General features: G+C 39.6%; 19 protein-coding genes. 6 read left to right on the top strand and 13 right to left on the bottom strand.

The features are described from left to right. Positions 1–8 precede the first annotated feature (8 nt). From N1I80_RS04480 to N1I80_RS04425, 12 genes are all read right to left on the bottom strand, one after another. A complete protein-coding gene (locus N1I80_RS04480) occupies positions 9–1,211 on the bottom strand; it encodes a hypothetical protein (RefSeq protein WP_340736740.1) in 1,203 nt (400 codons plus the stop codon). A 121-nt stretch (positions 1,212–1,332) separates the two neighbouring features. Further along, on the bottom strand, positions 1,333–1,977 hold the full coding sequence (locus tag N1I80_RS04475) for a hypothetical protein (RefSeq protein ID WP_340736739.1): 645 nt from the start codon (positions 1,975–1,977) through the stop codon (positions 1,333–1,335). After that, on the bottom strand, positions 1,978–2,367 hold the full coding sequence (locus tag N1I80_RS04470) for a TadE/TadG family type IV pilus assembly protein (RefSeq protein ID WP_340736738.1): 390 nt from the start codon (positions 2,365–2,367) through the stop codon (positions 1,978–1,980). A gap of 21 nt (positions 2,368–2,388) precedes the next feature. Further along, positions 2,389–3,777, bottom strand: coding sequence for a vWA domain-containing protein (locus N1I80_RS04465; protein ID WP_340736737.1), 1,389 nt, complete (start codon positions 3,775–3,777; stop codon positions 2,389–2,391). A gap of 33 nt (positions 3,778–3,810) precedes the next feature. Continuing rightward, positions 3,811–4,044: a hypothetical protein gene (locus tag N1I80_RS04460; protein ID WP_340736736.1), complete on the bottom strand. Its 234-nt coding sequence runs from the start codon at positions 4,042–4,044 to the stop codon at positions 3,811–3,813. A gap of 90 nt (positions 4,045–4,134) precedes the next feature. Next, positions 4,135–5,064, bottom strand: a complete 930-nt coding sequence (locus N1I80_RS04455; RefSeq protein ID WP_340736735.1) for a type II secretion system F family protein — start codon at positions 5,062–5,064, stop codon at positions 4,135–4,137. A 4-nt stretch (positions 5,065–5,068) separates the two neighbouring features. Continuing rightward, positions 5,069–6,007, bottom strand: coding sequence for a type II secretion system F family protein (locus N1I80_RS04450; protein ID WP_340736734.1), 939 nt, complete (start codon positions 6,005–6,007; stop codon positions 5,069–5,071). 1 nt (position 6,008) lies between these two features. Next, positions 6,009–7,349: a CpaF family protein gene (locus tag N1I80_RS04445; RefSeq protein WP_340736733.1), complete on the bottom strand. Its 1,341-nt coding sequence runs from the start codon at positions 7,347–7,349 to the stop codon at positions 6,009–6,011. A gap of 23 nt (positions 7,350–7,372) precedes the next feature. Further along, on the bottom strand, positions 7,373–8,533 hold the full coding sequence (locus tag N1I80_RS04440) for an AAA family ATPase (protein ID WP_340736732.1): 1,161 nt from the start codon (positions 8,531–8,533) through the stop codon (positions 7,373–7,375). Between the two features lie 78 nt (positions 8,534–8,611). Beyond that, the gene (gene cpaB / locus N1I80_RS04435; RefSeq protein ID WP_340736731.1) at positions 8,612–9,340 is read right to left on the bottom strand and encodes a Flp pilus assembly protein CpaB; all 729 of its coding nucleotides are present in this window, start codon (positions 9,338–9,340) and stop codon (positions 8,612–8,614) included. Between the two features lie 614 nt (positions 9,341–9,954). Beyond that, the gene (locus N1I80_RS04430) at positions 9,955–11,166 is read right to left on the bottom strand and encodes an ABC transporter permease (protein ID WP_340736730.1); all 1,212 of its coding nucleotides are present in this window, start codon (positions 11,164–11,166) and stop codon (positions 9,955–9,957) included. Next, positions 11,159–11,899, bottom strand: a complete 741-nt coding sequence (locus N1I80_RS04425; RefSeq protein WP_340739960.1) for an ABC transporter ATP-binding protein — start codon at positions 11,897–11,899, stop codon at positions 11,159–11,161. Before N1I80_RS04425 ends, N1I80_RS04430 begins: the two co-directional genes overlap by 8 nt. Positions 11,900–12,033: 134 nt before the next feature. On the opposite strand from N1I80_RS04425, the gene N1I80_RS04420 reads away from it, so the two are divergent. The 5 genes from N1I80_RS04420 (at position 12,034) to N1I80_RS04400 (ending at position 14,629) form a co-directional block, all read left to right on the top strand. Then, positions 12,034–12,459 carry an HIT family protein gene (locus N1I80_RS04420; RefSeq protein ID WP_340736729.1) on the top strand — a complete coding sequence of 142 codons (426 nt, stop codon included), beginning with the start codon at positions 12,034–12,036 and terminating at the stop codon, positions 12,457–12,459. Positions 12,460–12,572: 113 nt separating this feature from the next. Further along, positions 12,573–13,121: a tryptophan transporter gene (locus N1I80_RS04415; RefSeq protein ID WP_340736728.1), complete on the top strand. Its 549-nt coding sequence runs from the start codon at positions 12,573–12,575 to the stop codon at positions 13,119–13,121. A gap of 151 nt (positions 13,122–13,272) precedes the next feature. Then, a complete protein-coding gene (locus N1I80_RS04410; RefSeq protein WP_340736727.1) occupies positions 13,273–13,635 on the top strand; it encodes a YtxH domain-containing protein in 363 nt (120 codons plus the stop codon). A 172-nt stretch (positions 13,636–13,807) separates the two neighbouring features. Continuing rightward, positions 13,808–14,383, top strand: coding sequence for an HTH-type transcriptional regulator Hpr (locus tag N1I80_RS04405; protein WP_445683689.1), 576 nt, complete (start codon positions 13,808–13,810; stop codon positions 14,381–14,383). Between the two features lie 54 nt (positions 14,384–14,437). Next, a complete protein-coding gene (locus N1I80_RS04400; protein ID WP_404830757.1) occupies positions 14,438–14,629 on the top strand; it encodes a hypothetical protein in 192 nt (63 codons plus the stop codon). A gap of 67 nt (positions 14,630–14,696) precedes the next feature. On the opposite strand, the gene N1I80_RS04395 is transcribed toward N1I80_RS04400, so the two are convergent. Continuing rightward, positions 14,697–14,789, bottom strand: a complete 93-nt coding sequence (locus N1I80_RS04395) for a YjcZ family sporulation protein (protein ID WP_192598653.1) — start codon at positions 14,787–14,789, stop codon at positions 14,697–14,699. 146 nt (positions 14,790–14,935) lie between these two features. On the opposite strand from N1I80_RS04395, the gene N1I80_RS04390 reads away from it, so the two are divergent. Then, on the top strand, positions 14,936–15,808 hold the full coding sequence (locus tag N1I80_RS04390; protein ID WP_340736725.1) for a peptidylprolyl isomerase: 873 nt from the start codon (positions 14,936–14,938) through the stop codon (positions 15,806–15,808). Positions 15,809–15,820: the final 12 nt, after the last annotated feature.

Here is a 15,820-nt window from a genome sequence, read left to right as displayed (position 1 = left end):
CTTGCACCTCATTTAAAAATTGATGTGATTTTGCCCCATGTTTTCTTCGCTCCATCCGCTATCGCCTTCCCTTTTTTCTTGAGATCAGCTACGATTTCCTTACGATTTCGAATAAGTTTATGAGCCGAACTGGCAAGAACTAACACTCCACCTACAACCACCATACCGGCAGCAATTGGTTGTCCTCCCGGAACAAGCGCGACAAATGCTGCTGTTCCTGTCAGAAGTTCCCCCGCATTCCCGGCTAAATCCCATCTTGTATTCCTCTTTTCTTCTGCCGTGGAGGCGTTCTTAAGTTTATTTACATTGTCATACGTATCCTTAACCGTAAATGGCAAGGTGATTGCAGAGACGATGGCATTTGCAGGTGTAAAGGTTTTCCCTGCCCTTACTAGGTCATCATACTTTTGTAGCGATGCGGCAACATCTCCAGCATCCTTTAATCTCTTTATATCAATAAATTCCTTATACGTGTCATACTTCCCTTTTAAATTTTTTGCACCTTTTACGAAATCATACACCTGCGCACCTGTTTCAAGAGTGGTGTCACCTTTGGTAAATGTTTTAAATCCTGAATAAATCATATTCTTTCCTGATTTACCAAAATCCTTAAGAGGATCGTAATCAATATCGTCTTGGTTTTTTAACACTTTATCGACAAAATTTATCGTTTCCTTGGCAATATCTTTCGCTAATTTGCCCCCACTGTAGGGAGTGGGTCCATCGATAGTGAAAAACGGTTCTTCAGGCTGCGGCACAATTTTATCGAGCGTTGGATGAGTTGGTCCCTCTTTGTCGGTCGGTATAGTGGTTCCATCCGGTAATTTAACTGATGATTCCGGGTCATCAATATTTACATTGTCATTTACAGATTCTTGCTTTCCGTTACCGCCTTGATGCATTGGTGAATTCAAGTTGGGAACAACCCATTCTGAACCATTCCACTCGGGTGCTTTCCATTCAGATAGCTCCCATTCTGGACTCTTCCACTCGGTTGCTTTCCATTCAGATAGCTCCCAATCCGGACTCTCCCACTCTTCTACTTCCCAAGTTGGGGCATCCCAGGTAGGTGCGTCCCACTTTGGCGCGTCCCACTTCGGTGCATCCCAATCACCCGCTGCATGTGCTTGTAATGCAAAGGAACCCACATTCATAAATAGAATGAATAAAATTGCGATAATTGCTCCGATTTGTCTTAGGGCTCTTCTCAACAATACTTTCCCCCTTTATCACTTTATTTAAGAACTGAGTATGATCTAGAGTGAGTATGATTATAAACGGGATAGTGGGTATAGCCGCCCAATACACTTTCCAAAGTGGGCGGCTGATAAATTAGAGTTCAATGTCTACCCCCCAGCCCCCACTCAATCCATGAGCAAAGTCGAGTTTTGGGCCAATGCCTGTTTGCCTCACATAACGTTTCTCCTCTGGCAACAATTCGTCATACTTGAATGCCTTGTATCGAGTCGAGGTTTCCACCTGAATTCTTTCCCCAGTGAATGTAATTCTTGTCCCTTTAACTTCACCGTCATTGTTTTCAATATTTGCTATCACGTTACTAGAAATCTTACTTTCTGCCGCCGATAGATTTGACGATACAAACCTCTCCAATAAAAAATTACCAGGAAGATTCCCCTTCAACACTTGATTAATTGCTCGGTTTCGCACTTCAATCGAAGACAAATTCCGATTCACAGCACTAATTTGCCCTTTTGCAGAATTTACTTTCAAGTTAATTGATAAAAATGGATATTGTTCTGGTAAAAGGGTATTATCATATTCATCAATCGCTATTTGCAAATAATCCATTACAATTCCTGTTGCCACGATGCTAGCCTGTTCAGCGTTATTGGATGCTTTTTCTTTTAGAATAAACACTTGCGAAAAGCTACCAATAATGAGTAAGAATAAAAGAAACATACTAAATGATCCGATAATGAATATCGTCGTATTCCCTTTTTCATTTAACCGCTTCATTTAATTCATCACCCGACCACTGATTGATTTCGAAAAAGTAATTTCGGGTAATTTCCCCGTCCATTTTTCCGGTACGAAAATGAGATTCATATCGACGAAGACCGTCAATTCAAAATCACTTCCACCATCCATTTCAATCTTCTTGAATTCCAGGTTATCCCCAGCGGTATCGACCACTTTTTCAGCCGCACTTTCGGCCTCCCTTATACTACTTGTGACAGCATACGTTTTGGCTGCTTCATTTGCAGCTGACTGGGCAATGATAATCGCATAGCCTGCGACAAGAAACTGAAAAAATACCATCATAATAAAGAAAACAAGGGGCAACATTGCTAAAAACTCAATTGTCGCCACACCTCGTTCATTTCTAAAAACTTTCCTGAATTTCATCTTCAGTCTCCTTCCCATCTATTAATTGGAGACACTTTCATCATATATTCGATTAATTTCTTTTTTCATCTCATCATAATCACTATAGGATTCCGACATGAGGATTTTATACATATTATCTGCTTTATCCGCCATGTCCCAATAATATTTGTTACGCATATTCATCAATGTTGTTCGTTGTCCTGAGCTAATCTTTTCTCTATAGCTTAACTCAAAGAGCACGTCTTGAATTTTGTAGGATTCAGACCTATTCATCGCTTTCCATGACTGATTATGTTGAACGACTCGATCACGTTCTTCAAATTTATCACTAACCAATTTCCCTCTTTCTGCAGTCCACCAATTAAACCATTCTTTAGAATTTTGAAGCGCTTTATCAAATTCACTTTGAAGCTGTTTATGATCTTTTGCATTCGTATAGGTTCCACCTGCCGCTTCGGCTACATCCTTCAACTGTTGCTGTTCCTTGCTTGCCACATCAAAACCAATGATGTGGACAACGGGTGAAATATTCTCGTCTTTTAAAAGTGCCGCCGCTTTCACTGGATCTCCACCACATGTTTCAACGCCATCACTGACGACATAAATCACATTTTGATTATTTTCCCCTTGATAAGGTTGTAAATCTTTCTGTGCCGCTTCAATTGCGCCAGCTAAAGGTGTCCAACCAGCTGGGTTAAAGTCATTCAGTGCGTTCTTTAATTCAGTTTCGCTATACGGTTGGATTGGATATACAAGTTCATTGGCTGCACAAGACAACGCCTTATCTGCCGATGTGCCCGTGCCCTTATGTCCATACACCCTTAGCCCGACATTCGCTTCTTTAGGCAACTTTGATACAAATCCTTCAATGGCTTCTTTCGCAAGATCCATTCTTGTCTTAGAACCAATCTTATTGGCCATACTCCCGCTGGCATCTAGCGCAATTATCACATTATACGAGGCTTTTTCAGGTTGGGTATCTCCCTCACCATCTGGTCCGCTAGTAATTCCATTTGAACTTAGAAGTGTCATGGGATCTTCATATTCCATCTTGAACAGAGAATAAAGAGTTTCCAATAACTTCACTAACTCTTCTTCGGTTGCATCTTCGGGCAAATCAGGAATTTGATTTATGATTGTATCCATATCACCGTCAGCAACATCGCCAGCCTCTGAGGCATATTCCCCTACGGGATACTCAACAACTTCCTGCAACGTCTGAGGAAGCGGTTGAGTTTCAAATGTTATTTCTGTTTCTGTCTTTTTATTTTCTGTTTCATCTACTGGATCAATTGTTTCTTTAGTTTCAATCGGTTCGTTCTTCGGTTCACTATGATCTTCTTTATCTTTTGTTGATTGACAACCTTCCATTATTAGGATGGCTGTCAAAATAAATATTAGGTAAAATAACTTTTTGAATTTATCCATCTGGACTTTCACTCTTTTCCACTGTCAAAATTACTAATTACCACCGCCAACATTACCTATTAGCTCCGAAACTTTCTTTGCAATTGCTCCCCCCACATCTGTATCCTCCTTTAGAAATGCACTAATGGCAATCATCAACGCCAAAGCTACAACCGCTAATCCAACCCACTCAACAGTAGTTGATCCCTTTTCATTGAATGTTCTATCCTTTGCTAAAACGTACATTTTCACACATTTCTCATTAAAGTTATTGATCATTTTTTTCATTATGATTCCTCCATTATTTTTATTTTCCTTGGCGTTCTGACGTGACAACTTCTAGTAAACTATTTCATTAACCACCTCCTTCAAAGTTTATTAGGATGTAAATAAATTATTATCACCAAAAACCACGTTAAGAATAACCAATCCAAGGATAAAAAGCATAATCGTCGGCGCCATTATTAGTGAAATAACTAATGTCACCTTTGGAGAGGCTTTTGCTGCTTTTTCTTTCACCAGTTCTAAATTGAGCCGTCTCATTTCATTCGTTTGGTCTTTAAACGTCTCAGATACGGGAACACCTAAGCGATTTCCCTGCATAAGTGACTTTAAAAAGCTTTGAAAGTCTTCATTACCATTTCTTTGCGACAAATGCTGGTAGGCAATTTCCCTTGGTAATCCAAGTTCGACCTCATACAAAAATCTAGAAAACTCTTCACGTAACGGACCCGAATAATAGGGAATGATTTCTTTAATCGCGTTTTCCAACCCAGAACCCGCTTGTAAACTAATGCTTACCGTGTCCAAAAAGTCCGGCAAGTCTTTCCTTAGCTGCTCCTGACGCTTTTTCACTGTATTATGCAGTGCAATAATTGGTAGGAAGTATCCTGCAAATGGAAAAAGGATAAATGCTAGATTCCCAAATGGAAATCCTAAAATAAGCATGCTTACGCCTGTTACTACTCCAATTAATACTAATAAAATCTTAAATCCTTGAAAGCGCGAAACGGTTAACTCCAAGCGATTCCCTGACTTCAACAATAAATCCTCTATTTCTGAAGACTCGCTGAAAAAATTGATTCTTTCACCGATTTCAGAAAATTCATCAGCATACTTCGATAATTTATGAATCATTTTTTCTAGGGAACTTTTTTTCTTCAGTGGTAACAAACTACTTGTCACTGAAATTTCGTTAATATGCTCGTCCAATGCTTGTCGTTCTTTTACGTACCGGTAAAAGTTTATGAAACAAACAAACAGGAAAATCCAAAAGGTTAATGTTAAAAAGACAAATATCAAGTCCATACTGCTACACCCTTATAGTCGAGACAGCTCTTATTAAAACAAATGAGACCGTCATCCCGATCAAGAAAAATATGCTCAATAACGCTCCCGGAATCGTAAACAATGTATCTAAAAATCCTTCCATCATCGTATTTAACATTAAAATCATCGCAATCGGCATGACTGGTAAAATGTAAGAAATAAAGCGCGATTCAGCGGTAGCCGTTTTCACTGTTTGACTAAGAATTTTTCTTTCTTCAAGCGTATATGCCATTTCCTCTAGCGCTTTCGTCAAGTTGCCACCTGATTTTTTTTGAATCAGCAAAGCTGCAGTAAATAAAGTAAATTCGCGAGTCGGCACTTTTTTTCCTAAATCCTTTACAACGGTTTCAAAATCAATCCCGAGCCGTAAATTATAGGCAAGCTCTTTAAATTCAGTTTTTGCTGGATAACCAATTTCCGATGCAACTAATTCCAACCCTTGGTTAATCGTCATCCCTGCTTTTGTACTATTCGCAAGCAATCTGCATATTTCGGATAACTGGTTATTCATTACTTCTATGTTTTTATTTTTCCTAATTAAAAACACGAACCAGTACCCTGCAAGGGTAGCGATTATAGACGCAAAAGCACTTGCAGATAGTGTCAGTTCAAAAAAACGATTTAACACAACCGTGATTGCGGAAAAGCAGAACAATACGATCGTAAAAAACTCGGATGGTAATATTGATAAGTTCGATTTCAACAATTTCACTTTAAATCTTTCAGCAAATGGTGTCGTATCGAAACGGTTGCCCACCGTTGATATCATACTTTTACGTGTTTTATCACGATCAAGGATTTTTTCATTTTTATTCAAAATAGCCCGCTTGTCTGTCCGGTAACCCAGATAATTGTACAGGCTCCAAATGAACAGCATCACTGCTCCACCATATAAAAGCGCCATCTTCATTTCCATTTCCATCTCAGCTGACCTCCTGGGGACTAAACATTTGCTCCGGGATATCGATTCCTAATATCTTGATGCGTTCTAGGCATTGTGGGATATATCCAGTCGCTTTAAAAAACCCTTCGACTTCACCGTTTTTTGTCATCCCCAGCCGCTCAAATGTAAATATTTCATCGATGTTTATGTTCCCATCTTCGCTACGATGGATTTCACAAATCGACGTAATTTTCCTCGTTCCATCGGTTAAACGCTGACTTTGGACGATAATGTCCAACGCACCAACGATGTATTCTCGAACAATATGCGATGGCAAGTCCATTCCCGCCATGATGACCATCCCTTCAACACGACTGAGGGCATCAAATGGCGAGTTAGCATGCACGGTTGTAATCGATCCTTCATGTCCGGTGTTCATCGCTTGAAGCATATCAAAAGCCTCTGCCCCTCGGACTTCCCCAACGATAATCCGATCAGGACGCATCCGTAATGAGTTTTTCACGAGCTGCCGAATCGAGATTTCACCTTTTCCCTCCATATTCATCGGGCGTGCTTCCAAACCGACTACATTAGGTTTATCTAGACGTAATTCCGCTGAGTCTTCAATCGTAATGATCCGTTCTCCAATCGGAATCGAGTTGCCCATTACATTTAGAATCGTTGTTTTCCCGCTTCCTGTTCCTCCAGATATCAAAATATTCAGTTTCGCCTTAACGATCGCGTCGATGAATAGGGCAAAATCTTCGTTTATCGTATTAAAATTCAGCAGATCCTCCATTTGAAATGGTTCTTTTCGGAATTTCCGAATCGATACAACTGGTCCAATTAAGCTGATTGGAGGAATAACTGCATTCACCCGGCTTCCATCCGGCAATCGAGCATCGACCATCGGTGAACTCTCGTCAATTCTGCGCCCTAAAGGTGCCACGATTCGATCGATCACATGTCGAACATGATTGTCATCTTTAAATACAATGGATGACTGCTGTAATTTCCCCAGCCTTTCCACATACACTTCCTTCGGTCCATTTATTAAAATCTCTGTTATCGTTGGATCCTTTAATAATGACTCCAATGGACCAAAACCAATCGATTCGTCAATGATCCTTGTCAACAACATTTCTTTATCATGCCTTGAGATGATCACTTTTTCCTCGCTCATAAATTGGCTGATTAGCTGTTCGATTCTAAGCTTCATCTCTCCTTGAGGTAGGTTTGTAAGAATCTCAAGGTTGGATTCTCTCAAAACCCTTGTCTTGTAATGATCTACAAGCTCGTTTATATAGGGATTTTCATAGTTGTGTTTCCTAGTTTGCTTTTGGACTATTGACTTTTCTTTGTTTCTTTCAAATAACGACATCTATCATCAGCCCTTTAATTCATTTAGTCTAAGGTTTGAGCGACCCACTTCCGAATATTTCTTGCAAACGGAACGAGTCTCTTTTCATTGGCTTCCTTTCTAAAAGGCTCGCTTACGTTCACTTTTGCCTGCACGCCCTTAATATCTCTCTTCAGTTGGGCCACAAGTGGGTAGGTAAGTAATTTTTTTATATCGCCCGGCTTAATTTCATTTTCTTTTCCTACTTCGTTTAAAACGACTTCCAATCTATTTTCTGATTCAATCCCTAGCCTCAGGAACAATAACTCTACTTGTTTCAACATACTGATGGAGGGTGTATCTGGATTTAAAACGTAGTAAATTTTATCTGATTCTTCTAGTGCGATGTATGTATGCTCAGTCATATGGGCTGGCAGGTCTACAATCACAAAATCATAGCTCCTTCTGCATGTCCTCAGTAATTTTGTAATAAATCCTTCCGGCAATCGTTCTGCTAGCTCCGCATCGCGCGGACTAAGTAGTACTTCCAATTTCGAAAACTTTTCTTTTTGGGAAACATTACGAATATGACTTTCATTCAGTTCGTTAATGACCGGTAATAAGTCGGCTATCGAACGGTTTGATTCGATGGACAGGTACGTTTCGATTCCTCCAAACTGCAAATTCAAATCGATTAGGAGGACTTGGGCAGTTGACTCGAATCGTAACGTTTGGGCAAACGTGCTGGATATAAGCGTTTTGCCTGCTCCACCTTTCCCGCTGTAGAAAGAGATAATTTTCCCTCTCCCCCGTTTGAAAGAATCTTGAGCTATAGCGGATTCTACAATTTGCTGCTTACTTTGAATCGCGGTATGAATAATACTTTCCAGTCGACCGTACAACAGTGCATTTTCATCCGGAAGAACAAAAAATTCCTTAATGCCTGCCCTTGTGACATTTCGAAGTACATCGAAATCCTGGGAGAGTGCGATGAACACAATTGGAGTGAACGTATTAACAGAATGGACGTATTCTATCCAATCCACATTTGAGTAATCGCTAGATTCAATTAAAAAGATTAAGTCTGGTGCAAGCCGATCCAATTCAGTTTTTAATTCTCGATAAGTGATATTGTCCGTTTTTTCAAATTCATTGACGATGCCTGACAAATGGATGAGCGATTCTTCCTGGTCACTTACGAGTAATACTTTCAAGTCCGCACTCATGAATATCCTCCAACTTAATAATTTATTTATTTTTTCTTAGATTTTATAATCAGCCTTCTTTTTTCGCTTCTGGTTTTCCTAATTATCCGAGTCCCCTGTATCTTCTGTCTTTTCAATCGGTTTTTCTACGGGTTTTTCTTGTTTGACAGGCGTTGTATTTTCCTGGTCAGCCTCCGGTTCGTCTAGGTTAATCTCACTTTTCCCAACATTTGCTTTCAGAACTCTAATCGTATCTGCATAGTTTTGCATATGAATAATCAATGGGGCATCTTGCGCAGACACCTCGATCGCAATTCCTCCGAATTTGTCGTCTATTTTCATCACGGCGGCAACTGGTATGTCTTTCATAAATGTTGTCGTCACTGGTTTTCCAGTAAAGTTTTGAGAAATAATCAGATCTACTCGATCAAGAGCTTCAAGCTGTTGGTCAAATGAAACCTTCTCTGACTCCGGAAGAGCTACTAAACGATTGTTTTCATCTCGCGCATTAGATACGGGTTTAATCATCGTGTTTGTAATGATATCTTCGCTCGACAATGGAACAACTAGCACTTTATCAATTAAATCTTCTACGTTTGTAACGTAAGAACTATTTACATATTTGTTCGGCATATCAATTGTCTTTACTTGGTCTGGTTTAACTAGCGTTCGAGAAGGGATATCAGCTGCCGCTACATAAATCTTTGTCATACCCCCTAGCTCAGTATTTAATGTCTTCACTTTTTGCAGAAATAGGAATCCTGCAATAATAGCCAGTATCAGTGACACAACCAAAAATAGTAACGCCCTTCTTTTTGACTCTAGCATTCTTTTACCTCATTTCCTTAATAACACAAATAAGTGGTAATATTGACCATACCAATATGATATCTTCGGATATAAGGTCAATCAAGTTACTTTCAGGCCCATTATCTGTAAGTGAAATTCATCCTACTTTAAGAATAGAAGAAAGATTCCGACTCACCGAATATTACACACCCATTATTTTCACATTATTTGTTGCATGGAATCTTTTCAAAAAACTGGATTCAATAGATTCAACTAGACCTGCAACAACCCTAGTGAACGCGTTTATCCTTAGTAAAATATTTTCACTTCAACCGCTCTTTTTGCAGAATCTACGCTACATTATCGCTCTTTTATTATTAGTATTATTTCGATTTACGCTTGATAATTTAGTTAATACTCCACTAAATTTCATAAGCCATAATACCTAAATGTAATAGGAGACCGCTAAAAAACTTTGTATAGACCTCCAAGTGAGCTGAGAAGCGCTTCTTGACTCTTTGTGCTCGGTCGATTGATTCGTCACAGAATAGGTCTTACTTTCTCCCCTTCTTTATAACAACCTCCATCTAGCGATTCCCTATGCTGAGCACACAAAAAAAGCCGTCCCAATCTTTCATCGGAACGGCTCTTTTTCAATCAAATTCTTTCTTTTCTCCCGTCAAACGGATGGTTGCTTCTGAAATAATGACAATGACTGCACCTATTAATAACGGTGTTGTGGCAATTCCATAAAGAAATAACGCAGTAACCGTAACCACTACCGCCTGAATCCATTGCACGGAGCGGACCATCTTCTTGATAGCTGCGGGACGAGTGTCTTCCCGTTCAGGAAACAGCATATCCATTCGAAATTCATCACCCGCGCGCAACGCATGGATGAGCTGTACTGCTGAAGCAAAGGCAAGTGCCCCAGAAAATACAAAAATAACAACTGGGAAGGGGATGAATAACGCTCCAAGTGCGGACAATGCCGTTAGCCTTACCCATAGCCAAAAAATATCATCCGTTCGGATAAACGTCCGTCTGACAAGATAAGCCTGTGGCACAGTTTGTCCGAATTTCGGTGTGTCGAATAGCATGCCAATCCAGCCTCTTCGACTAACAGAGCCTTTTAAATGAGGGACATCTGTGAAGTAGTTCGCAAAACGGTAAAAGCGCATCATTCGATTCTGTTCAAGTTCTATAAAATGATCATAGGGGAACGGTTTTTCTTTCTTCTGTGTCGCCCAATGAAAACTATATAGCCCCAGTAATACACCGAGAACTACAAACAATAGCCAGCTGCCCACAAGTCCGTTAAAAATGAGTAGACCTGCCAAGACAAATCGAATCACACGGTCTCCCCATATATTTCTTCCCTCAAGCGCATGCCGGAAATTATATTCAGTCACTACAAATACCCACTTGACGAACAACATGAGGGCTGCAATGCCTATAAATTCTACCTTTGAACCTGTCCCAGTAGCAGACAATAATGGCAATGCCACAATATACAATAGAAATGGCAAAGGTAGCTGCGCGAAAAATGTCCAGCGCAATGATTGTTTAATATACATTCCGAGTTTATTTTCAAGTGGCAAAAAATAAACCGTATCTGCTGGCTTCAACAGCGTCACAGGTGCTGAAAAAACAAGCGCCGCCCCGAGTACAATAGCCGTCAGCAATGCCGCAGGGAAATCTGTGGGCACTTCCTTCAACCATTCACTGTAGGCATAGCCCCCTGCTCCAATCGTAAAGACAAATACAATCGCCAAATGACCTGTAAATACATATTTCAAATACTTTTGGAGTTCGGTTATATAATGGACGAACCGAGACCCCCATATTTCACGTAGATTATTCATTGTCAGCTTCCTCTGTCATCGCGATATACAAATCGTCCAACGATGCGCCCGGACGTCCAAAAGCTTTTCGTAAATCGTCCATCGTACCCTCTGCCCGCACGCGTCCGTCGTGCAGCAAAATAATTCTGTCGCAATACTTTTCTGCTGTCGACAAAACGTGAGTTGACATCAAGACGGAAGCCCCATTGTCTTTGCGCTCGGTCATCTGTTCAAGAAGTGACTTAATGCCAATTGGATCTAGACCTACAAACGGCTCATCAATAATATATAAGGAAGGATTGACTAAGAACGCACACATAATCATTACTTTTTGACGCATCCCTTTTGAAAAATGTGCCGGGAACCAGTTCAATCGTTTTTCCATCCTAAACTCATGTAACAGCATTTCTGAACGTGCCTCAAACACCTCTTTGTCCAGCCCGTACGCCATCGCCGTTAACTCCAGATGTTCGCGCAATGTCAGCTCTTCATATAGAATCGGTGTTTCAGGAATATAAGTGAACGCCTTGCGATAGGTTTCAGGGTCCTCACTGAACGTCACTCCATTGACACGGATTTCGCCACTATGCGGGTTCATCAGCCCAATAATATGTTTAATTGTCGTACTTTTACCAGCCCCGTTTAGGCCGATTAAGCCTACAAGTTCACCATTGCCAATGTTAAATGATAAATCATGCAGGACAGGTTTACGTGTATAGCCGCCAGTTACATCTTTCATCTCAAGAATTGTCATGTCCATCCCCCGTTCTTCTTTTATTAGTTTAACAAAAAACGTTTTAAAATGCTCTGTCTCTCATTGATTTGTAATTTGCTGATTCAAGTTTAAATTATGCTACACTTGTCCTATTAATGAAAGGAAGTGCTAAAATGACTGCATGTATTTTTTGTAAGATTATTGAAGGAACGATTCCTAGCACGAAAGTATATGAGGACGAACACGTCTATGCCTTCATGGATATTATGCCTGCTACGAAAGGACATGTCCTACTCGTTCCAAAAACACATTGTGAAAACATTTACGATATGACGGAGCTACAAGCCTCTCAACTATTTGCGGTTGCACCTAAAATCGCTAATGCAATCCAAGCTGAATTTAATCCTAAAGGAATGAATTTACTACAAAACAACGGTGCTTTTGCTGGACAAGTCGTCTTCCATTTCCATCTGCACTTCATCCCCCGTTATGATGAAACAGATGGCTTCCAATTGGCGGTTAAAACAAATGATGAAGCCTATACCGCTGAACGAATTACAGAATTTGCAGCGGGTATTCGTAGTCAACTAGAAATCTAAGGTTGCTTATTATCTGAATAAAGTGTATGATTCATAGTAAGTTTTTCGCTAACGATCACGAGGATACGTTGGGAGAGGCTTACATTATTAGTAGAGCTGAGGAGAGATGAGAAATGAATACGAAAAATCTTGTGTTAATGGCATTGTTGGTCGCGGTAGGTGCTGCATTGTATTTAATCATTCCAGGGTATGGTGAAGGTATGAAGCCAGACTTCATGCTAACGATGATGTTTATCGGGATATTATTATTCCCAGAAAAAAAGAGTGTATTTTTACTTGCTGTTACAACGGGTGTTATATCGGGACTGTTCTCCAGTTTCCCAGGTGGTTTCATCCCTAATATTGTCGACAAATTTATCACTGCATTTGTGATTTATGCCCTTGTTATCGTATTTAAGAAGTTCACTAGTAACATGATTGCTACAACAATTATGACTGGCGTGGGAACTGTTCTATCAGGTACTATTTTCTTATCTGTTGCATTGTTTATCTTAGGGGTAACAATTCCAGGTTTCGCATCACCTACAGTAGCTTTTACAGTATTGTTCACAAGTGTTGTCCTTCCTGCAATCGCTATGAACTGTGTCGCATTTTTCATCATCTATCCAATCGTCAAAGGATTGGTGAAGCGAAGTTCGTTCAAAACTGTACTCGCTAACTGATTATATACGTATAGCTTTCCGTCTATAGGCGGAAAGCTTTTTTTATTATAGGCGCTTTAGTTTTCAGTTCTCGATTGCCCAGATTGCGCTTCCATGTTTTAATAATAGTATGAGATACAATACTATTCACCAAGAAAGGAGTGCTTACACAATGAAAGCATCTACATTTTTCCTCGGACTCGTAGCTGGTTCTGTTGCGGCTGCAGTTACGGTATTATATTCAGCTCCACAATCAGGAGATGAGCTTCGGAAAACCTTTAAAAATGCAGCGACTAACATGAAAGATAAATTCAAAGATGTCAAAGGCTGTGTTGATGACTTGAAAGATTCCATCTCCCATCTAACACAGGAGGCTAAAGAAGTCATTCCCGTAGCAATTGATGGTATCAAAGGTTCTGTCGAACAATGGCAACAAGCTACTGAACCAAACAAGCAGCGGATGGAAAAAGAAATTGTAGCCATTCAAAAAGCGCTTGAAGAACTTGAACAGTCCCTTGTTGCACAGCAAAAGTGATGGAAAAGGTTGTCCAATTGAGCTTGGATAACCTTTTTTATTATGAAAATGAAAGTTTTTTTGCAATTCTTACTTTTCTCTTCTTTGTTTTCCTGCTATAATAAAAGAAGTGAAAATAAATTAGAAAGTAGGTGCCTCCGTGTCAGATCAAAAGTTCTCTCCAAAGGACGCAATGATTTTCAGTCAACGTGTTGCACAAATGTCCAAAGCACTTTGGAAAGCAGTCGAGAAGGATTGGCAACATTGGATCAAACCTTATGACTTGAATATTAATGAGCATCATATTTTATGGATTTCTTACCATCTTCAGGCTGCAACTATTTCCGATATTGCTAAATTCGGAGTAATGCATGTTTCAACAGCATTTAACTTTTCGAAGAAACTAGAACAACGAGGGTACTTAGTATTTTACAAAAAAGATGACGACAGGCGCAATACATACGTTTCTGTAACAGCAGAGGGAGAAAAGCTGCTACTTGAAATGAATGATAATTATTTTAATTCTAGTCGTGACATTTTAGAAGGTTCCCTACCGATTAAAGATCTGTACGGAAAATTCCCAGAGTTTCTTGAAGTGATGTCTGTTATTCGTAATATTTACGGTGAAGACTTCATGGAAATTTTTGAACAAGGCTTTAAAAACCTTGAAAACTCGTTTGATAACAATCATCAGGAAGTCGTTGGAGTCAACCAACAAGAGCAGCAGGTTGAAAGTGATATCTCATTAGCCATTATCGATGAAAAATAATTTCATTTCATCCGAACTTCTGCTATGATTACTTTGTTAAGCTGAAGGGGAGGAATGGACTTGATCCTTGTAATTACAATTCTGTTCTCATTATTTTACTTGTTCCAAATCAATAAGATGACATATGCGCTATGTGAATCACGGGAAATTCCTGAGGAGAAGCAACCGAAAATTTATAAAACGGTAAATATTCTCGTCACTATTTTAATTTTATCTTTTTATGTCGAAATCCTGTTGAATGTCTAACGTATAAAGTAAAGTCCATTACCTCTTACCAGGTAATGGACTTTTTACATTGTTTAGGCTCCTTGGTTTAATATAGGAAGGCTGCACCGACAATGATTAGTAAGATGAACAACACAACAATCAACGCGAAGCCCGAAGAACCTTGGTTATATCCGCTCATTGGAGCACCCCCTCTCTCTCTCTGTATCCTATGCGCCGCTTTTGCATCGTTATAGGCAAATTATCTGGGAGGAACTTTTTTGTTTTCAAAGCGTTTTTATGATATAGTGTCTACTGTTGCACACAAAAGTTAGGGGAGAATTTAAAATGAAAAAAACTGTATTAGCACTTACAATGGCCGCATCTGTTCTTGCGCTTTCAGCATGTAGTGACAAAAATACCACTGACGAAGCAATCATTACTTCTAAAATTGGTGACATTACAAAAAATGAATTTTACGAGGAAATGAAAATTGCAGGTGGCGAGCAGGTCCTGCTACAAATGACTGTTGAGAAGGTCCTTAACGATAAGTATAAAGTTTCAGACCAAGACGTTGAAGATAAGTTTAGTGAAATCGAAGAACAGTATGGTGAAAGTCTTGATATGGTCCTTGCTCAACAAAATCTAACAAGAGAAGGCCTTAAAAAGCAACTACGCTTTGAACTGTTAAATAACGAAGCAATTGTTGAAGATATCGAAGTGCCTGCTGAAGAAGTTGAGCAACGCGTAAAAGAATATAATACGGAATTACATGTTAGACATATTTTAGTTGCAGATGAGGAAACAGCACTAGAAGTCATCGAAAAGCTTGAAGGTGGAGCGGACTTTGCTGAGGTAGCAAAAGAATTTTCTACTGACCCAGGCTCTAAGGATACTGGCGGTGAGTACGAATGGTTTGGTTTCGGGAAGATGGTTGCTCCGTTTTGGGAGTCCGCTTATAATTTGGAGCTAAACACAATTAGTGAGCCTGTACAAACTACAAACGGTTTCCACGTGATCGAAACACTTGGCAAACGCGATGTTGAAAAAGATAAGGAAACAAAAGTAGATGAAGAAACGATTCGTAAAGAACTAGCTCTTGAAAAAGCAGATCAAAATGCTGCATTTGAAAAAGTTGCAAAACTTATTAAAGATGCAGATATTAAAATAAAAGATGCAGACTTAAAATCCGTTTTAGATATCTTCAATAGTCAAGAATAATTTCATCCAATG

This window comes from Sporosarcina sp. FSL K6-3457 (assembly GCF_038007285.1).
GTDB lineage: Bacteria > Bacillota > Bacilli > Bacillales_A > Planococcaceae > Sporosarcina.
Note: the sequence above shows the minus strand (reverse complement) of the source record. Positions and strands in the feature narration are given on the sequence as shown.